This is a genomic window from Kitasatospora sp. NPDC005751, assembly GCF_040630835.1.
GTDB lineage: Bacteria > Actinomycetota > Actinomycetes > Streptomycetales > Streptomycetaceae > Kitasatospora.
The window spans coordinates 281,469-304,043 of the sequence record NZ_JBEXYC010000004.1 but is presented as its reverse complement, the minus strand read 5'-3'; the positions used below and the strand labels follow the sequence as shown (position 1 = coordinate 304,043).

Annotated in this window: 21 protein-coding genes and 2 rRNA genes; 17 read left to right on the top strand and 6 right to left on the bottom strand. The window is 71.5% G+C overall.

Going from position 1 to position 22,575, the window contains the following annotated elements; translation table 11 throughout:
• From ABZ497_RS07420 to pstB, 10 genes are all read left to right on the top strand, one after another.
• Nucleotides 1–93: ribosomal RNA gene (locus tag ABZ497_RS07420) — 23S ribosomal RNA — on the top strand; the annotation flags it as partial.
• 85 nt (nucleotides 94–178) lie between these two features.
• Nucleotides 179–295 (top strand): 5S ribosomal RNA (gene rrf / locus ABZ497_RS07415).
• Nucleotides 296–369: 74 nt separating this feature from the next.
• The gene (gene mshD / locus ABZ497_RS07410; RefSeq protein WP_359803858.1) at nucleotides 370–1,407 is read left to right on the top strand and encodes a mycothiol synthase; all 1,038 of its coding nucleotides are present in this window, start codon (nucleotides 370–372) and stop codon (nucleotides 1,405–1,407) included.
• A gap of 412 nt (nucleotides 1,408–1,819) precedes the next feature.
• Nucleotides 1,820–3,997 (top strand): RNA degradosome polyphosphate kinase, encoded by a 2,178-nt coding sequence (locus ABZ497_RS07405; RefSeq protein ID WP_359803871.1) that lies wholly within the window; start codon nucleotides 1,820–1,822, stop codon nucleotides 3,995–3,997.
• A 138-nt stretch (nucleotides 3,998–4,135) separates the two neighbouring features.
• A complete protein-coding gene (locus ABZ497_RS07400) occupies nucleotides 4,136–5,221 on the top strand; it encodes a CHAD domain-containing protein (protein ID WP_359803857.1) in 1,086 nt (361 codons plus the stop codon).
• 94 nt (nucleotides 5,222–5,315) lie between these two features.
• Nucleotides 5,316–5,726, top strand: coding sequence for an NUDIX hydrolase (locus ABZ497_RS07395; RefSeq protein ID WP_329492197.1), 411 nt, complete (start codon nucleotides 5,316–5,318; stop codon nucleotides 5,724–5,726).
• Nucleotides 5,727–6,000: 274 nt separating this feature from the next.
• Nucleotides 6,001–7,131 (top strand): phosphate ABC transporter substrate-binding protein PstS, encoded by a 1,131-nt coding sequence (gene pstS / locus ABZ497_RS07390; RefSeq protein WP_359803856.1) that lies wholly within the window; start codon nucleotides 6,001–6,003, stop codon nucleotides 7,129–7,131.
• 149 nt (nucleotides 7,132–7,280) lie between these two features.
• The gene (pstC, locus tag ABZ497_RS07385; RefSeq protein ID WP_329489082.1) at nucleotides 7,281–8,261 is read left to right on the top strand and encodes a phosphate ABC transporter permease subunit PstC; all 981 of its coding nucleotides are present in this window, start codon (nucleotides 7,281–7,283) and stop codon (nucleotides 8,259–8,261) included.
• Nucleotides 8,258–9,334, top strand: coding sequence for a phosphate ABC transporter permease PstA (gene pstA, locus ABZ497_RS07380; protein ID WP_329489083.1), 1,077 nt, complete (start codon nucleotides 8,258–8,260; stop codon nucleotides 9,332–9,334). The genes pstC and pstA overlap by 4 nt, the downstream gene beginning before the upstream one ends.
• Before the next feature lie 68 nt (nucleotides 9,335–9,402).
• Nucleotides 9,403–10,179 (top strand): phosphate ABC transporter ATP-binding protein PstB, encoded by a 777-nt coding sequence (gene pstB / locus ABZ497_RS07375; protein ID WP_329489084.1) that lies wholly within the window; start codon nucleotides 9,403–9,405, stop codon nucleotides 10,177–10,179.
• 133 nt (nucleotides 10,180–10,312) lie between these two features.
• Here the strand turns inward: pstB and ABZ497_RS07370 are convergent, their stop codons facing one another.
• A complete protein-coding gene (locus ABZ497_RS07370; RefSeq protein WP_352293704.1) occupies nucleotides 10,313–11,308 on the bottom strand; it encodes an inorganic phosphate transporter in 996 nt (331 codons plus the stop codon).
• Nucleotides 11,309–11,313: 5 nt separating this feature from the next.
• Entirely contained in the window at nucleotides 11,314–11,934 is a 621-nt protein-coding gene (locus tag ABZ497_RS07365) for a DUF47 family protein (RefSeq protein ID WP_329489086.1), read from the bottom strand.
• Between the two features lie 415 nt (nucleotides 11,935–12,349).
• On the opposite strand from ABZ497_RS07365, the gene ABZ497_RS07360 reads away from it, so the two are divergent.
• Nucleotides 12,350–12,754: a metal-sensitive transcriptional regulator gene (locus tag ABZ497_RS07360; RefSeq protein ID WP_359803855.1), complete on the top strand. Its 405-nt coding sequence runs from the start codon at nucleotides 12,350–12,352 to the stop codon at nucleotides 12,752–12,754.
• A 22-nt stretch (nucleotides 12,755–12,776) separates the two neighbouring features.
• Here ABZ497_RS07360 and ABZ497_RS07355 read toward each other — a convergent pair whose 3' ends face one another.
• Both ABZ497_RS07355 and ABZ497_RS07350 read right to left on the bottom strand, forming a co-directional pair.
• Entirely contained in the window at nucleotides 12,777–13,067 is a 291-nt protein-coding gene (locus tag ABZ497_RS07355; RefSeq protein ID WP_359803872.1) for a hypothetical protein, read from the bottom strand.
• 172 nt (nucleotides 13,068–13,239) lie between these two features.
• Nucleotides 13,240–14,139, bottom strand: coding sequence for a hypothetical protein (locus ABZ497_RS07350; protein ID WP_359803854.1), 900 nt, complete (start codon nucleotides 14,137–14,139; stop codon nucleotides 13,240–13,242).
• 167 nt (nucleotides 14,140–14,306) lie between these two features.
• Here ABZ497_RS07350 and ABZ497_RS07345 point away from each other — a divergent pair, with 167 nt between their 5' ends.
• A complete protein-coding gene (locus ABZ497_RS07345; protein WP_359803853.1) occupies nucleotides 14,307–14,504 on the top strand; it encodes a hypothetical protein in 198 nt (65 codons plus the stop codon).
• 66 nt (nucleotides 14,505–14,570) lie between these two features.
• Here ABZ497_RS07345 and ABZ497_RS07340 read toward each other — a convergent pair whose 3' ends face one another.
• The gene (locus ABZ497_RS07340; RefSeq protein WP_359803852.1) at nucleotides 14,571–15,281 is read right to left on the bottom strand and encodes a phosphatase PAP2 family protein; all 711 of its coding nucleotides are present in this window, start codon (nucleotides 15,279–15,281) and stop codon (nucleotides 14,571–14,573) included.
• Between the two features lie 193 nt (nucleotides 15,282–15,474).
• The gene (locus ABZ497_RS07335) at nucleotides 15,475–16,671 is read right to left on the bottom strand and encodes a bifunctional lytic transglycosylase/C40 family peptidase (RefSeq protein WP_359803870.1); all 1,197 of its coding nucleotides are present in this window, start codon (nucleotides 16,669–16,671) and stop codon (nucleotides 15,475–15,477) included.
• Between the two features lie 248 nt (nucleotides 16,672–16,919).
• On the opposite strand from ABZ497_RS07335, the gene ABZ497_RS07330 reads away from it, so the two are divergent.
• The 5 genes from ABZ497_RS07330 to ABZ497_RS07310 all read left to right on the top strand — a co-directional run bounded on the left by ABZ497_RS07330 (nucleotide 16,920) and on the right by ABZ497_RS07310 (nucleotide 22,525).
• Complete coding sequence (locus ABZ497_RS07330; protein WP_329489090.1) at nucleotides 16,920–17,270, top strand: hypothetical protein; 351 nt, start codon at nucleotides 16,920–16,922, stop codon at nucleotides 17,268–17,270.
• A 180-nt stretch (nucleotides 17,271–17,450) separates the two neighbouring features.
• Nucleotides 17,451–18,269, top strand: coding sequence for a hypothetical protein (locus ABZ497_RS07325; protein ID WP_359803851.1), 819 nt, complete (start codon nucleotides 17,451–17,453; stop codon nucleotides 18,267–18,269).
• Between the two features lie 46 nt (nucleotides 18,270–18,315).
• A complete protein-coding gene (locus ABZ497_RS07320) occupies nucleotides 18,316–19,575 on the top strand; it encodes a hypothetical protein (RefSeq protein WP_359803850.1) in 1,260 nt (419 codons plus the stop codon).
• A gap of 7 nt (nucleotides 19,576–19,582) precedes the next feature.
• Nucleotides 19,583–21,157 carry an SCO6880 family protein gene (locus tag ABZ497_RS07315; protein ID WP_329489093.1) on the top strand — a complete coding sequence of 525 codons (1,575 nt, stop codon included), beginning with the start codon at nucleotides 19,583–19,585 and terminating at the stop codon, nucleotides 21,155–21,157.
• A gap of 18 nt (nucleotides 21,158–21,175) precedes the next feature.
• Entirely contained in the window at nucleotides 21,176–22,525 is a 1,350-nt protein-coding gene (locus tag ABZ497_RS07310; RefSeq protein ID WP_329489094.1) for an ATP-binding protein, read from the top strand.
• Nucleotides 22,526–22,575: the final 50 nt, after the last annotated feature.

The window sequence follows — 22,575 nt, the reverse complement described above, 5'->3', positions numbered from 1 at the left end:
GGCTCCCAGTAGACGACTGGGTTGATAGGCCGGATATGGAAGCCTCGTAAGGGGTGGAGTTGACCGGTACTAATAGGCCGAGGGCTTGTCCTCAGTTGCTCGCGTCCACTGTGTTGTTCTGAAACAACGACCCCCATGACATGGCCTGTCGTGGGTGCGGTTGACAGTTTCATAGTGTTTCGGTGGTCATAGCGTGAGGGAAACGCCCGGTTACATTCCGAACCCGGAAGCTAAGCCTCACAGCGCCGATGGTACTGCAGGGGGGACCCTGTGGGAGAGTAGGACGCCGCCGAACAATCATTCCAAAGAACCCCCCGGTCCGTAAGGATCGGGGGGTTCTTTGCGTTTCCCTTGACGTATCGTCAGAGCATGGACGATCAGGACGCGCAGCAGGAACGGGTCTACGAGGGTACGCCGGCGACCGGCGAGGGGGCGGTCGTCGCTCGCGAGGTGCTCCGGCCGGAGGCGCGCGACGGTGCGCTGCGCGTGCTGACGGAGGCCCAGGCGGTGGACGGCCGCGCCGCGGTCTCCGAGCAGGGGCGTCTGCGGCTCCGCTCCTCGGACACGGCCCGCCCGGGAGTCGTCCACTTCGTCCAGCGGGCAGCAGATCCGGCACAGCCGGCGGGCGACGTCGTCGGCTACGCGCAGCTGGAACTCCCCCAGGGCGACCCGGCCGGGGCCAACCCGTCGGCCGAGCTCGTGGTGGCGCCGGCCGCCAGGGGCCGCGGCTTCGGCCGCCCGCTGCTGGACGCGGTACTGACCGAGGCACATCGGGCCGGCCGCGAACACGTCGACGTCTGGGTGCACGGCGGGCACCCGGCGGCCCGCCACCTGGCCGGGAAGTACGGCGCCGAGCTGGTCCGCGAGCTGCGGCAGATGCGCCGCACCGGTCCGCAGACCGAGGCGGTCGCCCTCCCGGACGGCATCGAGCTGCGGACCTTCCGCCCCGGCGAGGACGACGCCGAGTGGCTGCGTCTGAACGCGCTGGCCTTCGCGCACCACCCGGAGCAGGGCTCCTGGACCGAGCAGGACCTCGCGGACCGGCTCGCCGAGCCGTGGTTCGATCCGGCGGGCTTCTTCCTCGCGACCCGCGGCGGCCGGGCGGTCGGCTTCCACTGGACCAAGGTGCACCCGGCGGCCGCCACCGAGCCGGCCCTCGGCGAGGTGTACGTGGTCGGCGTGGACCCGGCGGAGCAGGGCAGCGGCCTCGGCCGGGCGCTGACCGCGGCCGGCCTGCGTCACCTGACCGGCGGCGGACCGGGCGAGCGAGGGCTGGAGACGGTCCTGCTCTACGTGGATGCGGACAACCCGGCCGCCGTGCGCGTCTACGAACGACTGGGGTTCACCGTCCACGAGGTCGACCTGATGTACCGCGTCCAGTACCGCGGGCCCGCAGCGGCCGAATGAGACCGGCCGAGCGACCCCGCGCGCCGGTGTCGTACCGCGACCGGGCCGCCACCCGATCGCAGTAGGGTTGATCGCGCGCGGGTACCCGTCGGCAGGCACGGAACCACGGTCCGGCGCGGCGCCGGGACGGCATAGCGGACAGTCGGGGCCGAAGCAACGGGTGGGCCGCCAAGCCCCGGCTCCGACCGATTCAGCTTTCCTCCTGGCCATGCGGTGTTTACCGTGGATTCAATTGCTGCCGCGAAGATCACAGGATGAAGTCCGTAGTGTCTCGCTCGTGCAGCGTCGGCGACGCCTGCCGGCCGGTCCCGTGTTGACCGCGCCGGGCGGGTGGGCGTTGGCGCTGGGCGAGGACGACGGCCCGCAGAGCCTTTCCCGTCCGGACGCCGTCCTGCTGGAGGAGCTGGAGCCCATGAGCATCCCCCGCCCTGTCTCTGCCCCGCTGTCCCCTCCGGCCCGGATGTCCAGTGCGCTGGGGATACCGCCGGAGCTTCCGGCCGCGGACGACGAGTTGTTCGACGAACTGCCCCAGGGCCGTTTCCTGGACCGCGAGCGCAGCTGGCTCGCGTTCAACGAGCGGGTGCTGGAACTGGCGGAGGATCCGCAGATCCCGCTGCTGGAGCGGGCCAAGTTCCTCGCGATCTTCGCGAGCAACCTGGACGAGTTCTTCATGGTCCGGGTGGCCGGCCTGAAGCGCCGGATCGCCACCGGAGTGGCCCAGCGAAGTGCCTCCGGCCTCCAGCCGCGCGAGGTGCTGGACCTCATCTGGACCCGTTCGCGCGAGCTGATGGCGCGGCACGCCGCCGCCTGCCAGCAGGAGGTCCTGCCGGACCTCGCGAGCGAGGGCATCGAGCTGGTCCGCTGGCCCGAGCTGGCCGAGAAGGAGCAGGCCCGCCTGCACACCCTGTTCCGGCAGAAGATCTTCCCGGTGCTCACCCCGCTGGCGGTGGACCCGGCCCACCCGTTCCCCTACATATCGGGACTCTCCCTCAACCTCGCCGTGGTGGTGCGCAACCCGGTCTCCGGGCACAAGCACTTCGCCCGGGTGAAGGTGCCGCAGTCCCTGGCCCGCTTCCTGGAGGCCTCCCCCCAGCGCTACGTGCCGCTGGAGGACGTCATGGGCGCCCATCTGGAGGAGCTCTTCCCGGGGATGGAGGTGCTCGCGCACCACGCCTTCCGGGTCACCAGGAACGAGGACCTGGAGGTCGAGGAGGACGACACCGAGAACATCCTCAAGGCCCTGGAGAAGGAGCTCATGCGGCGGCGCTTCGGCCCGCCGGTGCGGCTGGAGGTCGAGGAGTCGATCGACCCCTACATCCTGGACCTGCTGGTGCGGGAGCTGAACATCACCGAGGCGGAGGTCTTCCCGCTGCCCGGTCCGCTCGACCTCACCGGTCTGTTCGGCATCGCCGACCTGGACCGCCCCGAGCTGAAGTACCCGAAGTTCGTCGCGGGTACGGCGCGCGGTCTGACCGACGTCGAGTCGGCCTCGCAGCCGGACATCTTCGCCGCGATGCGCGAGCGGGAGGTCCTGCTGCACCACCCGTACGACAGCTTCTCGACCTCGGTGCAGGCCTTCCTGGAGCAGGCCGCGGGCGACCCGGACGTGCTGGCGATCAAGCAGACGCTGTACCGGACCTCCGGTGACTCGCCGATCGTGGACGCGCTGATCGACGCCGCCGAGTCCGGCAAGCAGGTGCTGGTGCTGGTCGAGATCAAGGCGCGCTTCGACGAGCAGGCCAACATCAAGTGGGCCCGCAAGCTGGAGGAGTCCGGCTGCCACGTGGTCTACGGCCTGGTCGGGCTGAAGACGCACTGCAAGCTGTCCCTGGTGGTCCGCCAGGAGGGCGACACCCTGCGCCGCTACTCGCACGTCGGCACCGGCAACTACCACCCGAAGACGGCCCGGCTGTACGAGGACATCGGGCTGCTGACCTCGGACCCGCAGGTCGGCGCGGACCTTTCGGACCTCTTCAACCGGCTCTCCGGCTACTCGCGCCGCGAGTCCTACCGGCGGCTGCTGACCGCGCCGCGCGGCCTGCGGGACGGTCTGATCTCCCGGATCCACAACGAGATCGCCCATCACCGGGCCGGCCGTCCGGCGTTCGTGAAGATCAAGGTCAACTCGATCGTCGACGAGGCCGTGATCGACGCGCTCTACCGGGCCTCCCAGGCCGGGGTACCGGTGGACGTCTGGGTGCGCGGGATCTGCGCGATCCGCCCGGGTGTGCCGGGGCTGAGCGAGAACATCCGGGTGCGCAGCGTCCTCGGGCGGTTCCTGGAGCACTCGCGGATCTTCGTCTTCGGCAACAACGGGGACCCGGAGGTGTGGATCGGCAGCGCCGACATGATGCACCGCAACCTGGACCGCCGGATCGAGGCGCTGATGCGGATCACCGACCCGGCGCACCGGGCCGAGCTGTCCGGGCTGATCGACCTGGGAGTGTCGGACGAGACCGAGTCCTGGCACCTCGGGCCGGACGGCGCCTGGACCCGTCACGCCCAGGACGCCGAGGGTAAGCCGCTGCGACACGTCCAGGACCTGCTCATCGACTCGCGTCAGCGCCGCCGCGCCGCCACCGCCCGCTGACCGCGAGCCGCCGCCACGACCCATGGAGCGACCCACCGGGGCGAGCCGCCGACACGGGCCGCCCAGCGTCGGGATCGCTGCGGCGGTCGGCCACCAGCCCCGGGGGACGGCTCCGGGGGAACGGGGATCTACCTAGTCATGACCGATGCGCCGATGACGGCCCAGACGGCCTCCACCGCGACCGCCGGGGACATCCTCTCCAGCCATCTCACGGCCCAGGCCGGGGCGTTCCTGCGGGCGCTGCCGATGGCCGTGGGCGAGGTCGGCGCCAGACCGGGGGCGGCCGTCGTCCCGTCCACCGGTACGGCCGGACTGCTGCGGGCGGTACGGCGGATCGGCGGGCTGCTGCACACCTTCGGCGGGTCCTTCGACCAGGCCTGGGCGCAGGAGTCGCGCACCGAGCTGCGCTGGCTGCTGAACCTGCTGGCGCTGGAGCCGGGGTACGTCCGCCGGTCGGCCCGGCTGCTGGGCGCGCTGGACGCGCTGACCGGCAGCGAGGCGGACGGTCCCGGCATGCTGGCCGGCCACGCCGGGGCGCCGAAGGCGCGGGCGCTGCTCGACCGCCAGCTGACGCTGGCCCGGACCAGGGCGCACTCGACCGTGCTGCAGGAGCTCCGTTCGGCGCGGCTGCACGCGCTGGCGGACCGGATGACGCTGCTGGTCGCCGAGGCGCCGCTGCTGGAGACGGCGGACGGCCGGGCCGGCGCGGTGCTGCTGCCGCAGGCGGCGACGGCGTTCGGCGCGCTGACGGCGAGCGCCCAGCAGCTGCCGCTGCGGCGGGCGGCCACCCCGTACGGCGGGGACGGTCTGCGCCGGCTCGGCGCGGTGCCGGCGGCCCGGGGCGCGATGGACGCCGACGCGGCGCTGGCGGCGGACGACGCGCCGTGGCACCGGGTGCGGATCCTGGTGAAGCGGGCCCGCTACGCGCTGGAGGTGTGCGGCCTTCCGGCCGCCGAGCTGGACGCGCTGGACGAGGTGCTGCGCCGGCACCAGGAGGCGGCCGACGCGGCGGTCACCGCGGCCACGGCGGCGCGGACGCCGAGGATCACACCCGCGACCGCCTACGTGCTCGGCGTGGTGCATGCTGATCAACGACTGGAGGTGGAGGCGGCGCGGTACGCCTTCGGCCGCCGGTGGCCCGAACTCCCGCCGGGCCTGGACGGCTGGCTGGAGATCCCCCCTGCCGAGGGCTGGGGGTACACCCCCGCACCCCGGACGGCATGACGTGCACGACCGCCTGAGCACCGAGCGGGCCCACGGCTCGACCATCAGCAGCCCGCGGCCCGGGCGGGGGCCGGTGGTGCTGGCCGCCGGAGCGGTGCTCTGGCTGCCGGGGCGCCCGAAGAAGAGCGGCCGGCTCGGGCGGCCGCGGATCGCGCTGATCCACCGCCCCAAGTACGACGACTGGAGCCTGCCGAAGGGCAAGCTCGACCCGGGGGAGGGTGTGGTCGAGGCGGCGCTGCGCGAGGTGCGCGAGGAGACCGGGTTCTCCTGCGTGCTGGGGGACGAGCTGCCGACGCAGCACTACCTGGCGCAGGGGCGGCCGAAGGAGGTCCGGTACTGGGCGGCGGTGCCGGCGGCCGGGGAGTTCCGGCCGAACCGGGAGGTGGACCGGCTGGAGTGGCTGCCGGCGGGGAAGGCCAGGGCCAGGCTGACGCACGAGCGCGACCGGGTGCTGGTGGACGCGCTGCTCGGGATGCTCGGCGCGCGGCCGGTCCGGTCCTCGTAGCCGGGCCCGCCCTCCTGGCCGGACCGGTGACGGAACGCCGGCAGTGATCTTCCCGCGCCCTGCTCGTGACGCAACCGTTACTACCTGACGTAGTTTCCTGTCATCCGTCCGAGGTTCACTCCCCGTTCACTTCCGACCGGCTGACGTGTCACTTACCCGGCTTAACTTCGGGGTTACCGGAGGGCCGCACGGGCCCCGGACCACAGCAAAACCCGCGCCCCGCCGTCCTCGTACGGTCCGCGTGCCGGGCAATGCCACAGAAAGGGACACCCCTGTGAAGCTCCAGCGGAACGGCCGCTCCAAGGCCCTCGCCATCGGTGCCATGGCGCTCGTCAGCTCGCTGTCGCTCGCCGCCTGCGGTTCGGACGAGAACAACACCAACGCGTCCGGCGGCAGCGGCTCCGCCTCGGCTCCCGCGATCGCCTGTGGCAGCAAGCCCGCCGCCCTGATCTCCGCGGGTTCCACCGCGCAGGGCAACGCGATCGACGTCTGGAAGAACAACTTCGGCGCCGCGTGCTCCGGCTCCAGCATCAACTACGGCGGCGGCGGCTCGGGCGCGGGTGTCCAGCAGTTCAACCAGGGCAAGATCCAGTTCGCCGGTTCCGACTCGCCCCTGAAGCCGGCCGAGGTCGAGGACAGCAAGAAGGTCTGCACCGGTGGCCAGGGCATCAACCTGCCGCTCGTCGCGGGTCTGATCTCGATCGTCTACAACGTGGACGGCGTCGACAACCTGGTCCTGGACGGCGCGACCACCGCCAAGATCTTCGACTCGCAGATCACCAAGTGGAACGACCCGGCGATCGCCGCGCTGAACCCGGGCGCCAAGCTGCCGGACGCCGACATCCAGGCTGTCCACCGCACGGACGACTCGGGCACCAACGAGAACCTGACCAAGTACTTCGCCAAGGTCTCCAACGGCGCCTGGAGCTACCCGGCCGCCAAGGCCTGGGCCGGCAAGGGCGGCCAGGGCGCGAACGGCTCCGCCGGTGTCGCGGCCCAGGTGAAGCAGGTCAAGAACTCGATCAGCTACGCCGAGCTGTCCTACGCGCAGAGCAACAACCTGAAGAGCGCCGCGATCGCCACCGGCGCCTCCAAGCCGGTCGAGGCCACCGCCGCCAACGCCGCCACCACCTTCGCCAAGGCGAAGATCGCGGGCACCGGCAGCGACCTGGCGCTGACCCTCGACTACGGCACCAAGGAGGAGGGTTCCTACCCGATCGTCCTGGTCACCTACGAGATCGTCTGCGACAAGGGCAACAAGGCCGAGACCCTCGACGCGCTGAAGGCGTTCCTGACCTACGCCGCCAGCGACGCCGGTCAGAAGGCGGTCGGCGACACCGGCTACGTCGCGCTCCCGAAGGAGCTGACGGACAAGGTCAACGCGGTCATCCCGACCCTGGCCTGATCCAGCCCGACCTCCGGCGGAGCGGCCCCGTGGACGAGGGGGCCGGGGCCGCTCCGCCGGACAGCACGACTTCGCCATGAGCACGTCCGGGGCACCGCCGCCAGGGTGCCGCCCCCTCGGGGCAGCACCACCAGACCGGAGTAGACCACATGACTTCATCCTCCCCTGCCGCCCCGCGAGGCAGGGAACGCCGCAAGCGTGACAGCCGGCTCGGCGACAAGATCTTCATGAACGCCGCCCGTGGGTCGGGCATCCTGCTGCTGGTCATCATGGCCGCCATCGCAGGCTTCCTGACCTGGCGCGCGGGCATCGCGCTGAGCAAGAACGAGGGCAACTTCCTCACCACCTTCGAGTGGACGCCGGACGCCGCGAAGCCCGTCTTCGGCATCGCCGTCCTGGCGTTCGGCACCATCATCAGCGCGGCGCTCGCGATGGCGATCGCCGTCCCGGTGGCCATCGGGATCGCGCTGTTCATCTCGCACTACGCGCCGCGCCGGATCGCCCAGCCGTTCGCCTACCTGGTGGACCTGCTGGCCGCCGTGCCCAGCATCATCTACGGCCTCTGGGGCGCGCTCTTCCTGGTGCCGCACCTCTACGGGCTGACCAGCTGGCTGGACGAGTACCTCGGCTGGACGTACGTCTTCGACCAGTCCCGGGTCGGCACCGTGCCGCGCACGCTGTTCACCGTGGGCATCCTGCTGGCCATCATGATCCTGCCGATCATCACCGCGGTGACCCGGGAGGTCTTCCGGCAGGTGCCTCGGATGCACGAGGAGGCGGCGCTCGCGCTCGGCGCGACCCGCTGGGAGATGATCCGCACCGCGGTGCTGCCGTTCGGCCGCCCCGGCATCATCTCGGCCTCGATGCTCGGCCTCGGCCGTGCGCTCGGCGAGACCATCGCGGTCGCGGTGGTGCTCTCCTCCAACAACGTCCTCTCGCTCCACCTGCTCGACCCGGGCGGTGGCACCTTCGCGCAGAACATCGCGCTGAAGTTCGCCGAGGCCCAGCCCTTCGGCCGGGACGCGCTGATGGCCTCCGGCCTCGTCCTGTTCGTGATCACCCTCGTGGTGAACGGTGCCGCGCGGCTGATCGTCGCCCGCCGCAAGGAGTACTCGGGGGCCAACGCATGAGCGCCGCGACCACGTCCGTTCCGGCGGACACCCGCCCGGTCGGCCGCCCGCTGACCTCCAACCGCCTGCCCAGGTGGACCCCGGCCGCCGTCGCCGCCGGCTCGATCGCGCTCGGCTGCGGGATCGGCGCGGTCGGCGGGCTGGAGAGCCACCTGCAGTGGGGCCTCATCTCGGCGCTGCTGTTCCTGGGGATCAGCTACGGGCTCGCCGCCCGGGTCGAGGGCCGCCGCCAGGCCAAGGACCGCTTCGCCACCTCGGTGGTCTGGGTCGCCTTCATCCTGGCCGTGGTGCCGCTGGCCGCGCTCACCATCTACACCGTCCAGCAGGGCGCGGAGGTGGTGAACGGCAACTTCCTGACGCACTCGATGAAGGGCGTCCGCTACTCGGGCCCCGGCGGCGGCATCTACCACGCGCTGATCGGCACCATCGAGCAGGTCCTGCTGGCCACCGCGATGGCCGCCCCGATCGGTCTGCTGACCGCCGTCTACCTGGTCGAGTACGGCCGGGGCCGGCTCGCCAAGGCGGTCACCTTCTTCGTCGACGTCATGACGGGTGTCCCGTCGATCGTCGCCGGTCTGTTCATCCTGTCCCTGTGGAACATCGCCCTCGGCTTCTCCTACTCGGGCTTCTCGGGCTCCCTGGCGCTGGCGATCCTGATGATGCCGGTCGTGGTCCGTTCCACCGAGGAGATGCTGAAGCTCGTCCCGAACGAGCTGCGCGAGGCGTCGTACGCCCTCGGCGTGCCGAAGTGGAAGACCATCCTGCGGATCGTCCTCCCCACCGCGATCGGCGGCATCACCACCGGTCTGATGCTCGCGGTCGCCCGCATCACGGGCGAGACCGCCCCGGTGATGATGCTGGTCTTCGGCGCGGACTTCATCAACAGTGACCCGTTCAACGGGCCGCAGCAGTCGCTGCCGATGTACATCTGGCAGCAGTACGCGGTGGTGAACAACGACTACGGCTACGCCCGTGCCTGGGGCGCGGCGCTGGTGCTGATCGCCTTCGTGATGGGGCTCAACCTCATCGCCCGGGGCATCGCACGCTGGCGTTCGCCCAAGGGCGGACGCTGAGCGCCCGACTGACGTACGACCCAGAATTCATTAGCGGCCCCCGGCCGCGGGCGAGAGAAGTAACGATCATGGCCAAGCGCATCGACGTCAGCGGACTGTCCGCCTTCTACGGCACCACCAAGGCCATCGAGGACATCTCGATGAGCATCGAGCCCCGCTCGGTGACGGCCTTCATCGGCCCCTCGGGCTGCGGCAAGTCCACCTTCCTGCGGACCCTCAACCGGATGCACGAGGTGATCCCCGGCGCCCGTGTCGAGGGCAAGGTGCTCCTGGACGACGAGAACCTCTACGGCTCGCACGTCGACCCGGTCGCCGTTCGCCGGGCGGTCGGCATGGTCTTCCAGCGGCCGAACCCGTTCCCGACGATGTCGATCTACGACAACGTGATCGCCGGGCTGAAGCTCGCGGGCGTCCGCAAGAAGTCCGTCCTGGACGGCGTGGTGGAGAAGTCCCTCAAGGGCGCCAACCTGTGGAACGAGGTCAAGGACCGGCTGAACAAGCCGGGTGCCGGCCTCTCCGGCGGTCAGCAGCAGCGCCTCTGCATCGCCCGCGCCATCGCGGTCGAGCCGCAGGTCCTGCTGATGGACGAGCCCTGCTCGGCGCTCGACCCGATCTCCACCCTCGCCATCGAGGACCTGATCGGCGAGCTGAAGTCCCAGTTCACGATCGTGATCGTGACGCACAACATGCAGCAGGCGGCCCGCGTCAGCGACCGCACCGCCTTCTTCAACCTCGCCGGGGTCGGCCAGCCGGGCAAGCTGATCGAGCTGGACGACACCCAGCGGATCTTCTCCAACCCGTCCGTGCAGGCGACCGAGGACTACATCTCCGGCCGCTTCGGCTAGACCGCCCGGAGCCAGAGCTGCTTCGTGGTGCTGCATGGCGGTGCCGCCGCGAAGTATGAGGAAGGGCCCGCCCCCGAGACGTGGGGGCGGGCCCTTGCCATGTCCGCCGGCGCGTCCTGCCCGGCCCGGGGCGTCAGCCCCAGAACAGGTGGACGAACCAGTACATCAGCGCCGCGACGATCGCGGCGGCCGGCATCGTGATGAACCAGCCGAGCACGATGTTCTTCGCGACGCCCCAGCGGACCGCGCGGATCCGCTTGGTGGCGCCCACGCCCATGATCGCCGAGGTGATCACGTGGGTGGTGGAGATCGGCGCCTTGAAGACGAACGAGGTGATGTACATGACCGTCGAGGCGGTGGCCTCGGCGGCGAAGCCCTGCGGCGGGTCCAGCTCGATGATCTTGCGGCCGAGGGTCCGCATGATCCGCCAGCCGCCCGCGTAGGTGCCCAGCGAGAGCATCGTGGCGCAGGAGATCTTCACCCAGACCGGGATGTCACTGCTGTCGTGGTGGCCCGAGATGGTGAGCGCCATGACCACGATGCCCATGGTCTTCTGGGCGTCCTGCAGACCGTGCGCGAGGGCCATGGCGGCGGCCGACGCGGTCTGCGCGACCCGGAAGTTGCGCTTGGCGCGGTGCGGGTTGGCCCGCCGGAAGATCCACAGGATCGCCAGCATGACCAGGTAGCCGCCGACCAGGCCGACGATCGGCGAGACGATCATCGGGATGACGATTTTGTCGAGGACGCCGCTCCAGATCACCTCGGTGCCGCCGGCCAGGGCCGCCCCGACCATGCCGCCGAACAGCGCGTGGGAGGAGGAGGACGGCAGGCCGAAGTACCAGGTGACCAGGTTCCAGGCGATCGCGCCGACGAGGGCGGCGAACAGGATCGCCATGCCCTGGTTGCCGGTCGGGGTGGCGATGATGCCCTTGGAGACGGTGTGCGCCACGCCGCTGCCGAGGAAGGCGCCGGCCAGGTTCATCACCGCGGCCATCGCGAGCGCGGCCCGCGGGGTGAGGGCCCGGGTGGAGACCGAGGTGGCGATGGCGTTCGCGGAGTCGTGGAAGCCGTTGGTGTAGGTGAAGAAGAACGCAACGCCGAGGACGGCGATGAGTGCAGCCAGGTCCACGGGGGTCAGGACTCCTTGACGGCGATGGTCTCCACCGTGTTGGCGACGTGCTCGAACGCGTCCGCCGCCTCCTCAAGGACGTCCACGACCTGCTTGAGCTTGAGCACCTCGATGGCGTCGTACTGGCCGGAGAACAGGTGGGCGAGCAGCTTGCGGTGGATCTGGTCGGCCTGGTTCTCCAGCCGGTTGACCTCGATCCAGTACTCGGTGAGGTTGGACATGGTGCGCAGGTTCGGCATCGCCTCGGCGGTGAGCTCGGCGGCGCGCGCCAGCACCTCGATCTGCTGTTCGATGCCCTTGGGCAGGGTCTGGATGTCGTAGAGGACGACCAGGTCGACGGCCTCCTCCATGAAGTCCATGATGTCGTCCAGCGACGAGGCGAGGCTGTAGATGTCCTCGCGGTCGAAGGGCGTGATGAACGACGAGTTCAGCTGGTGGAAGACCGCATGGGTGGTGTCGTCCCCGGCGTGCTCGGCGGCGCGCATGCGCTCGACGATCTCCGCGCGGGCCGACACGTCTGATCCCAGCAGTTCCAGCAGGAGCTTCGATCCCACGACGAGGTTCTCCGCGGCGGCGGCGAACATGTCGTAGAAACTCGTCTCCTTCGGGGTCAGGCTAAAACGCACGGAAATCTCCGATGTGCGGGGTAGGGACTGAACGATGCTAGGTGCAACCAAGCGCAATTGCGCAAACGGGGTGGTGCGAGGGGAGGCGGATCCTCCGCTTCCGTTTGGTCGCCGTAGTGGTGCACCCGGCCCGCACACCCATGTGCGGACGTGAGCCCCCAGTCTGACGGAACCTCGCGCGGTTTGCCCCTGTCGTGCGCGCGGAACAGCGGGGTGTGGCCCGGACGGGGGAACCACCCTCCGGCCCGGCCCCGGAGCCCGGCCGGACCCCGCCCGGAGCCCGTCCGGAGCCCGTCCGGGGCCGCCCCGGGCCGCTCCGGGCCGTGGACCGCGCCGGAGGAACACCACGACCGGCCCCGGTGTTGGACACTGGAGGCCGACGCAGCCACCCAGGCATCCAGACGAAGGCGGGCCGATGACCACGACGGAAGCGCGCACCGACCCGGACCAGGCGCCGGGGGGCGAGCCGCACGACGCCGCCGCCGGGCCGGCCGCTCCGGAGGCGCCCGCACAGCACGGTGGGCACGGCGGACACGGTCCGCACGGGTACAGCGCCCAGAAGGACGCCCACCTCAAGCGCCTGCGCCGGATCGAGGGCCAGATCCGCGGCCTCCAGCGGATGGTCGACGAGGACGTCTACTGCATCGACGTGCTGACCCAGGTGTCGGCCGGTACCAAGGCCCTGCAGTCCTTCGCGCTGTCCCTGCTGGAGGAGCACCTGCGGCACTGCGTCGCCGCGGCCGCCGAGGAGGGCGGCGCCGAGCTGGACGCCAAGGTGGCGGAGGCCACCGCCGCGATCGGCCGACTGCTGCGCAGCTAGCCCCTCGGCCGGGGCCGGGCGGCTAGCTGCCCTGGCGGCCGGTTCCGGGGCCCACCGCGGGCCCGGCTCCGGAGCGTCGGCCGGCGCGTCCGGGCGCCCGCTCCTGGGGCGTCCGGTGCCCCGCCTCCGACGGCCGGTCGGCGGCCGCGGCGCCGTCGGGCCGGTCCAGCAGCAGCACCTCGTCGATCCGCTCCGGCGGGAGCCGGTCGCCGTCGCTGGCCGTGGCGGCGATCATCAGCTCGCCGGCCAGGTCGATCTCGTCGAGGGCCGCGTCCTCGTGGCCGCCGCTGCGGCCGCCCGTGGACGACACCACCTGCACCACCCCTTCAGCGCCTCGCCAGCCCGGGCGGCAGCCACCCGATGTCCAGCCTAGGCACTTCGCAGCCCGTCCACATGGCACGGACGGGCCATCTCGGCGCCGCCGAAACGGGTGGGCCGCGCTGCCCGGGGTGGCCCACCCGATCCGGCGGCGTCCCCGCCGCCGGCTACTTCGGGCTTTCCGTGGGCTTCATCGCGTAGATGTCGGCGGCGGGCGGCTCGGCCGCCTCCACCGGTTTGCCGAAGTCCGACAGCGTGGTGGTCGACGTCACCTTCACCTGGTCCTTCGCCTCCTTGGACCCGGCCACGCCGGCGAAGGTGAAGATCTCGACCACCTTGTGCAGCCGCCCCTGCTCGTCCAGCCAGGCGTCGTACGGTACGTCCTTGACCGTGAAGGTCTGGGAGCCCATCCGCAGGCCGTCCCCGCCCCGGCCGCCGGTCGCGTCCGCGGCCTTGGCGAGGTCCAGGGTGCCCCGGTAGTGCTTCAGCGGGACCCCGTCGACGGTCTCGGTGCCGACCAGGTCCGCCTTCTGCGCCCCGCGCAGCGCACCCGCGGCGGAGGCCGGTTCGGTGGCGCCGCTGCTGACCAGGTTGCCGTCCGGCAGCTGGCGCACGTCGAGCTTGACCCACTTGCCCTCGGGCACCTTGGCGCCGCTGTTCTGCAGGTAGACGGTGCCCGGCAGGACCACCTCGACGATCTTCCCGGTGGTCGCCGCGCCGGGTGGCACCGCGACCTCCAGCCGCCCGATCCGCTTCACGTAGTCGTAGCCGCCGGTGCCGGTGAAGACGGCCTTCTTCTCGGCCGACTCGGTGACCAGTTCGGTCGCGGTGTGCGCGGAGCCCGTCCGGCCGGTGATGTCGGCGGCGCTGCGGACGGCCGTCACCGGGTCGGCGGAGAGCCGGTCGGCGCCCGCCTTCCGGTCGGCCGAGCCGCCGGAGTCGGCGGTGGCGCCCGAGCAGCCGGCCAGCCCGGCGAGCGCGGCGGCGAGCACGGCGGCGCCGGCCGCCGAGCGCAGGTGGGGCAGTGGGCGACCGTGCCGCCGGCCGCTGCGCTGCTGGTCGGTCATCTTCATCCTCGCGACAACCCCCTCGGGCCCCGACTGCCCCGCCGGCCACCACCACCGGGTGGGCAGAGCTCTTTCCGGGCAAACGAGTTGGGCATCGAAGGGTTACGCGGCACCCGGCGCACGGCGGGCGTCGCGCGCCGGGTCCCGGGCGCGTTACGGTGAAGCACGTGCACAGTGAGCTGCCGGCCGAGCCCGGCGCCGCCCGGATGCCCGAGCACCGCGTCGAGATCAGCGAGCGCGGTTCCTTCTGCTTCGCGACCTGCGCGTGCGGCTGGTTCTCACCGGCCCGCCGTTCCCGGGACCTGACCAGACGCGAGGCCGCCGACCACCTGGCCGGGACCGGCACCGGCCTGACGGCGGTCTAGCGCCGGCAGGGCGACGGTCCGGCGCCGGCCGGACGCGGCCCCGGCGGCCTCGTCCGGCCCTGCCCGCTAGGCCGCGAGGTCGGACTCCGGCGGCTGCTCGCCGGACGTCACGGCGCCGCCGGCCCGCCCCCGTCGGCCGCCGCGCGGGCGGTTGCCGGACTGCGGTGCCCGGATCAGCGGGGCGACGGCGGTGCGGCTCAGCGCGTGGCAGAGCGGGACCAGCACGGCCATCGCGATCGGCGCCAGCAGCAGGACCACCGCGGTGGCGAGCGCGAAGCCGCCGATCACGTCGGTGGGGTAGTGGACGCCCATGTACATCCGGCAGAAGCCCTGCAGCAGCGCGAGGCCGCCGGCGATCCAGCCCAGCCGCCGGTTCACCAGGAACAGGGCGACCGCGATGCCCATCGACATCGTCGAGTGGTCGCTCACGAAGGAGTGGGTGCCTTCCTTGCCCTCCACCAGCACGTCCAGCCCGGCGTGGTCGACGAACGGCCGCGGGCGGTTGACGATGGCGGCGATCGGCAGGTTCGCCAGCTCGGCGAGGGCGACCGCGAGCGGCGCCCAGAGCAGGCCGGCGACGGCCACCGGGGCGTCCGGGCGGCGTCGCGCCTGGAGCCAGCCGACCAGCCCCAGCAGGGCCAGGCCGATGAGGATGCCGTACTCGCCGATCCAGGAGACCGAGTGGTCCAACCACTGCGGGGAGCGCTTGGCCAAGCCGTTGACGGCGTAGAGCAGTCCGAGGTCGGGGTTGGTCGTGTCGGCAAGCGGCGTCGACACGCCGCACCTCCTTCTGGTTCCGCAGCACCTGTTCGATCCGGCCGTGGCCCGCCGTCCCCGCCCTGTTCAGGGAGCTGACGTGGAGCCAACGAACACAACGTCATAACCGGTGCACAGCGTTCCACGGAAACGCGCGGTTATGGAAACTTGACTCAGCGTCCACAGCGCACTCACACCCGGCGGCCCGGAGGGTTCAGCTCTTTGCAGCGTTTTGACCTGCACCTGTCGGGGAGGGGCCGGCCGCGACCGTCCGGCGGGACGCCGCGGAGCCGGGCGCGCCGAGGGCGGACGGCGGCGCGGGGGCGGCCTGGTTGGCCGGGGCGGCGGGGGTCGACGGGGCCGGGGAGTCCGGGGTGCCCGGGCGGCTGGGGCCGGTGATGCTGCCGTCGGTGTTGCGGACCGGCAGCGCCTCGGCGCCGTCCGAGGTGACCCGGGTGGCGCCGATGTACTCCTTGCTGTCGATCTTGTCGTAGCGGATCACCGCGCCGGTGTGCGGGGCGTTGATCATGTAACCGCCGCCGACGTAGATGCCGACGTGGTGGATGGTGCGCGGGTCGCCCAGGTCGGTCGCCCAGAACACCAGGTCCCCCGGGCGGAGCTGGTCGCGCGAGGGGTGCTGCCCGGCGTACCACTGGTCGTTGGCGACCCGAGGGAGCGTGATGCCCACGCTGGCGTACGCCGCCTGGGTCAGCCCGGAGCAGTCGAACCGCCCGTTCTGCGAGGGCAGGCCCTCGCCGCCCCACAGGTACGGGGTGCCGAGCTTGGTCTGGGCGAAGTAGATCGCCCCGGCCGACTGCTGGGAGACGGCCACCGGCGCGGTCGGCGCGGTGAAGCTCCGGGCCATGGCCTGGATGTTCTTCACATAGCCCTGGGTCTCCTTGTACGGCGGGATCCCGCCGTACTTCGTGACCGCGTACGGACCGGCGTTGTAGGCGGCCAGCAGGTTGGCCTGGCGGTCGCCCGGGACCTTGGCCACGTCGTCGGCGAGTGCGCAGTCGAACGTGGCGGCCGAGGCGATCGCGTCCAGCGGGTCCCAGACATCCTTCTTGCCGTCATTGTTGCCGTCCGTGCCGTATGTTCCCCAAGTGGCCGGCATGAACTGCGCCATTCCCTGCGCGCCGACCGGCGATCGGGCGCCCGGGTCAAAGCCGCTTTCCTGGTACAGCTGCGCCGCGAGCATCGGCGGGGAGATCTCCGGGCAGAGCGAGCCCCACTGCTGGATCGGCCCCTGGTAGGCCGCCGGAACGGTGCCCGGGGAGAGCGTGGCGCGATTGGCCGACTGCTGCGGCGCACCACTGGCCGCATACGTCGCAACCGTGACCAGCCCGATGAAGCCGACCGCTACAACTCCCGCAGCGGCGGCGGCCGTACCGGCCTTCCGGAGTACCATCAGCACCATCCCGACGAATCGTCAGTCGAAGTGTCCCGGAAGGCGTTGCTCACCGCAATCATCAGAGATACAAAGAGTGAGCGCTATCCTTCGTACGGTGGACATCCTCGCGTACGTGTCCGGTGCCGCACGACCAATCCGCGAGAAGCAGCCAAGTCGACATCAGATCTGGCCAAGAATAGGTACCGACCCTTCGCGCGGACGGGGTCTGGGCCCTTGAATTTGCCTGATCGGGCGGTGAGATGGAAATGAACCTGAGCAGCGTGGACAGACTCGCGATCGGCCACCTGGCCGAAGACCCTCCTAAGAAGCCGAATATCGACACCATCATCGGCGGGATCGCCCCGGACTGGGGCCCGTTCGCGAGTCTCGGGTCGGAGGCCCGGGTGATGGTCGAGGTCGTCATGGCCGTGGCGATCCTGGCCTGCCTCGGCCTGGCCGTCTGGGGCGCGGCCAAGCAGCGGATCGGTGCGACCGCGATGCGGGACAGCTTCGGTGCCGAACAGGGCAAGGGACTGATCATCGCCGGGCTGACCGGCGTGTTCATCATTGGATCACTTGGCACTCTGTTCACCATTGTGTACGGCATGGCCATCTGACGATCGGACAGTTCGGGCGCGCGTGGGCGGCACGGCTGTCCGCCCGCCCGGCCGCCGGTTCCGTCGGAGCCCCCGTCGGAGCCCCGTCGGGAGTCCACCCCACCACCCCTCCCTCCGCGCCCGCCCACGGGCGGAGGGGCCCCCGGAGCCTCCCCGGCTCCCAGCACCAGGAGGGCCGCCGTGCCGTTGTCCGACGACCAGCCGCACACCCGTACGCGGCTGCCGGTCGGCGAACAGCCCTCGTCCCAGCCGACCGCCCGTCAGCCCCGACCGCTGCGGACCCTGCTGGCCGTCCTGGTGGTCGTGACCCTGCTGGTGGTGGCGATCTCCATCGCCAACCGCGGCAAGGCCGACCCCGGCTCCGGGCCCGCCCGCTCGGCCGACGGCGTCGCCCCCACGGCCGCCTCCGGCGCCGGGCCGGCACCCAGCGGGGAACAGCCCGTCGGCACCACGACCAACGGGATCGCCGGCGGCTTCCCGCACACCGACCAGGGCGCGCAGTCGGCCGCCACCAACTACGCGGTCGCCATCGGCTCGGCCGACATGTTCCGCACCGACAGCCGCCACACCATCGTGGCCACCATCGCCGACCCGTCCGCCGTCGCGGCCCTCCAGACCCGCCTGGACCAGGGGTTCGGCGGGGACACCGCAGCCCGCTACGGCCTCGACGCCCAGGGCCGCGCGCCGAAGGGGCTCACCTTCGTCAGCCGCACCGTCCCGGTGGGTGCCAAGCAGGTGGGTTACAGCGACGGCGAGGCCAAGGTCGAGGTCTGGTGCACGGGCCTCACCGGGCTCGCCGGCGAGCGCTCCGTCCAGCCGGTCATGGAGAACTGGTTCACCCTCACCCTGACCCTGCGCTGGGCGGGCAGTGACTGGAAGCTCGCCGACTACGCAAGCCGGCCGGGCCCAGCCCCGATGCCGGGCGACCAGCAGGCCGCCACCGCCGAGGAGATCACCGGCGCCGTCCAGCAGTTCGGGGGTTTCCGCTATGCCCGTTGAGTCCACCCCGCGGCGCCGTGCCGCACGTCCTGTCCCCCCCTCCGCCGTGCGCCCCGGTGCCCGCCGGGCCGGCGCGTTCGCGGGGGCGCTGGCCGCCGTGCAGGTGGCCGCGCTGCTGACGGCGCAGCGGGCCTTCGCGGAGCCGTCGCCGACGGCGACGCCGTCCCCCAGCGCCACCTGTCAGAAGGTCGACCTGCCGATTCCCGGCAGCGATGCGGGCTGTGCTCCGAACGGGGCGGTGGTCATCCCCGGCTCAGGGACCGTCGGGAGTGTCACCGATCCGCTCGGGGCGCTCGCGAAGGGGTGTGCGCAGGCGGCGTCCTGGGTGGTGCGGAAGCTGTCGGGGGCCATCGACGGGACGACGCAGGTGGACTTCACCAACGCGTCGTTCCTGCAGCAGTACGCGGTGGTGTTCGCCGCCTCGACGATCATCACGCTGGTGCTCTGGCTGCTGGCGGTGACGAAGCGGGCGGTGCGCGGCGCGCCCCTGACGACGGCGATCTCGGAGGCGATCGGCTTCCTGTGGCTGACCGTGGTGGCCTCCGCGTTCACGCCGCTGATCCTGTACACCGTGGTGAGCGCGACGGACGGGCTGACCACGGCGATCGCGGTGGGGACGAAGTCCGACACCGGGACGTACCTGGGTGGGTTCGCGGACACCCTGGAGAAGGGTGACATGGGCGGCGGCCCGCTGATCCTGATCATCGTGTCGCTGGTGGCCGTGCTGGCGGCGGCGGTGCTCTGGGTCGAGCTGCTGATCCGCGCGGCGATGCTGTACGTGGGCGCGCTGCTGGGGACGGCGGTGTACGCGGGGCTGGTCGACAAGCAGCTGTGGAAGCACGTGCGCCGTTGGGCCGGGGTGATGCTGGCGGTGGACCTGGCGAAGCCGATCATCGTGATCATCCTCGGGCTGGCCGGCGCGGTGGCCACCGGCGCCGGGGCCAACGACGACTTCGCCCGGGTGCTGTCCGGCCTGGCGATCCTCTTCCTCTCGATCTTCGCGAGCGCCTCCGTCTACCGTTTCGTGCCGGGCTTCGGCGACGAGATCATGAGCATGCGCCATGCCCGGGCCAGCGCGGTGTCGGCCGGATCGGCGATGATCAACGGCACGGCGAACCTGGTGAAGCAGGGCATCAGCACGCACGGCGACCGCGGCGCGCAGGGGGGCGGCGGCAGCCCGGGGGTGGGCGGCGGCTCGGTCGCGCCGGGCATCGCCGCCCACGCCACGCGGTCCCCCGCGCCGCCGCCGCAGGCCTCGCCGGCCTCGGCCTCGACCCGCGACAGCAATCCAGCGAAGGGAGGGTGACGGGTAAGTGAGCAGCGAACCACTCGGCCAGTACGGCGCCCAGTACGCCCAGCCGTACGTGCACCAGCGCCGCACCTACCTGATCGGCAAGGCCCGCCCGAACGCGCCGATCGGCCGCAACCGGGAGTCCGGCGAGATCGTCCTGATCATCTTCGGGGCGTTCCTCGGCATGCTCTGGGGTCTGCTGATGCCGATCCTGCCGCTGCGCATCGCGGGTCTGGTCGGTCTGCCCCTGCTGGCGATCGCGGCGGTCTACGTGCCGTACCGGCGCCGGACGTTCTACAAGTGGGTGGAGATCAACCGCACCTACCGCCGGACGGTCCGCAGCGGCCGGGCGGTGTGGAAGTCGGACGTGATGGACGCCGGGACCCGGATGGACGGGCGGGAGGTCGAGGTCGGCCCGCCGCCCGGGGTGGGGCGGCTGCGCTGGCTGGCCGCGCCGTTCGGGCCGGACGAGGTCGGGGTGCTGATGCACCTGGAGCGGCGGACGGTGACGGCCGCGATCGAGATCGAGGGCCCGGGCGTCGGCCTGCGCGACTCGGAGGACCAGGAGGCCCTGGTCGACCGGTTCGGCACGCTGCTGAAGCACGTCGCCAACGGCGACGGCTTCGTGACGCGGCTGCAGATCCTGGCCCGTACGCTGCCGGCGGACCCGGACGCGCACGCCAAGGACGTGGAGCGGCGCGGCGACCACGACGCGCCGGGCTGGCTGAAGGACTCGTACGACCAGCTGCAGTCGATGGTGTCGACCTCCTCCGAGCAGCACCGGGCGTACCTGGTGGCCTGCATGCACTACACCCGTGACCTGGCCGCCGAGGCGCACGCGATGGGCCGGACGGCGACCGGGCGGCGGGCCCGGGACGACGAGGGCCTGGCCGCGGTGATGGCCCGTGAGCTGACGGACATCTGCGCGCGGCTGGCGGAGGCCGACATCCGGGTGCGCCAGCCGCTCGGGCAGGCGCGGCTCTCCTCGCTGCTGCACTCGATGTACGACCCGGACCACCCGATCGACCACATCCAGGCGATGTCCCGGCGCAACGCCTGGCCGGCCGAGCTGGACGCGACGAACCCGCAGTACCTGGAGGCGAAGACCCGCGAGTCGGCGACCCGCGCGCCCTGGTGCCACGCCACCGCGTGGATCAAGGAGTGGCCGCTGACCCCGGTGGGCGTCAACTTCCTGGCGCCGCTGCTGGTGCACACGCCGGACGTGATCCGGACGGTCGCGGTGACGATGGACCTGGAGCCCACCGACGTCGCGATCGAGCGGATGCTCACCGAGAAGACCAACGACGAGGCGGAGGCGAGCCGCGCCGCGAAGATGAACCGGACGGTCGACCCGCGCGACCTGGCCCACACCGGCCGGGTCGACCAGCGCGGTGACGACCTGGCCTCCGGCGCGGCCGGGGTGAACCTGGTCGGCTACATCACCGTCTCCTCGCGCAACCCGGAGGCGCTGGCCCGCGACAAGCGGACCATCCGTGCCTCGGCCGGCAAGAGCTACCTCAAGCTGGAGTGGTGCGACCGCGAGCACCACCGGGCGTTCGTCAACACCCTGCCGTTCGCCACCGGCATCCGCCGCTGATCCACCTGGAGGCCCCGCATGGCGATCGGCAACCTCACCGACGCGTTCACCAGCCTGATGTTCGGCAAGGTGGAGACCACCCGGCTGCCGGTGCGCACATCCACCGGCCAGGCGCAGGCGGTCTACCTGCCCACCGCCGCGCCGGGGCTGGGTGATTCCGGCGTGATCATCGGCCGCGAGGTGTACAGCGGCAAGGGCTACGTCTACGACCCCTTCCAGCTGTACGGGCAGCAGCTGCCGGCTCCGCACTGGCTGGTGCTCGGGGAGTCGGGCAACGGCAAGTCCGCGCTGGAGAAGACGTACGTGCTGCGCCAGCTGCGGTTCCGCGACCGGCAGGTGGTGGTCCTGGACGCGCAGGGCGAGGACGGCGTCGGCGAGTGGAACCTGATCGCGAACGCGCTGGGCATAAAGTCGATCCGGCTCGACCCGATGGCGGCCCGGGACGGCGGGGTGAAGCTCAACCCGCTGGACCCGGCGATCACCCAGACCGGCCAGTTGTCGCTGCTGCGCACCATCGTCGAGGTGGCGATGGGGCGCGGGCTGGAGGAGCGGGCGGGGTTCGCGCTGAAGGCGGCGCACGCCCATGTGATCGCCTCGGTGACCGACCGGCAGCCGGTGCTGGACGACATCATCGACACCCTGCGCAGCCCCGAGCTGGCCTCGGTGGAGTCGCTCGGGGTCGGGGTGGACGAGGTGCAGTCCTGGGGTCTGGACGTGGCCCTGGTGCTGGACCGGCTGGTCGACGGTGACCTGCGCGGCATGTTCGACGGGCCGACCACCGACGGCATCGACCTGGACGCGCCGCTGATCGTGTTCGACCTGTCGCACATCGACCGGAACTCGATCGCGATGCCGATCCTGATGGCGATCGTCGGCGTCTGGCTGGAGCACACCTGGATCAGGCCGGACCGGCGCAAGCGGATCTTCCTGGTGGAAGAGGCCTGGCACATCATCAACAGCCCCTTCGTCGCCCAGCTGTTCCAGCGTCTGCTGAAGTTCGGGCGCCGGCTCGGTCTCTCCTTCGTGGCGGTGGTGCACCACCTGTCCGACGTGGTGGACGGTGCGGCCGCCAAGGAGGCCTCGGCGATCCTGAAGATGGCCTCCACCCGGACGATCTACATGCAGAAGGCCGAGGAGGCGAGAGCCACCGGCCGGGTGCTGGGTCTGCCGCGCTGGGCGGTTGAGATCATCCCCACACTCTCGCCCGGCATCGCGGTCTGGGACGTCAACGGCAACGTCCAGGTGGTGAAGCACATCATCACCGAGGCAGAGCGGCCATTGGTCTACACCGACCGCGCGATGACGGAGGACACGGTCGCCGAGCGGACCCGTGCAGAGCGCCAGTTGGCGTCCGAACCAGGTCTCTGAACCCCGCTCCGGCGTGCGCCGGAGCCCCCGCCCGTCAGTCCGGTCCGGCT

Excerpts from the sequence above, each read along its gene's own strand:
- ABZ497_RS07350 (WP_359803854.1), bottom strand. The coding sequence starts at position 14,139 with ATGACCGACCAGCAGCGCAGCGGCCGGCGGCACGGTCGCCCACTGCCC.
- mshD (WP_359803858.1), top strand. The coding sequence starts at position 370 with ATGGACGATCAGGACGCGCAGCAGGAACGGGTCTACGAGGGTACGCCG.
- ABZ497_RS07310 (WP_329489094.1), top strand. The coding sequence starts at position 21,176 with ATGGCGATCGGCAACCTCACCGACGCGTTCACCAGCCTGATGTTCGGC.
- ABZ497_RS07360 (WP_359803855.1), top strand. The coding sequence starts at position 12,350 with ATGACCACGACGGAAGCGCGCACCGACCCGGACCAGGCGCCGGGGGGC.
- pstA (WP_329489083.1), top strand. The coding sequence starts at position 8,258 with ATGAGCGCCGCGACCACGTCCGTTCCGGCGGACACCCGCCCGGTCGGC.
- pstB (WP_329489084.1), top strand. The coding sequence starts at position 9,403 with ATGGCCAAGCGCATCGACGTCAGCGGACTGTCCGCCTTCTACGGCACC.
- ABZ497_RS07330 (WP_329489090.1), top strand. The coding sequence starts at position 16,920 with ATGAACCTGAGCAGCGTGGACAGACTCGCGATCGGCCACCTGGCCGAA.
- pstC (WP_329489082.1), top strand. The coding sequence starts at position 7,281 with ATGACTTCATCCTCCCCTGCCGCCCCGCGAGGCAGGGAACGCCGCAAG.
- ABZ497_RS07335 (WP_359803870.1), bottom strand. The coding sequence starts at position 16,671 with ATGGTACTCCGGAAGGCCGGTACGGCCGCCGCCGCTGCGGGAGTTGTA.
- ABZ497_RS07405 (WP_359803871.1), top strand. The coding sequence starts at position 1,820 with ATGAGCATCCCCCGCCCTGTCTCTGCCCCGCTGTCCCCTCCGGCCCGG.
- ABZ497_RS07400 (WP_359803857.1), top strand. The coding sequence starts at position 4,136 with ATGACCGATGCGCCGATGACGGCCCAGACGGCCTCCACCGCGACCGCC.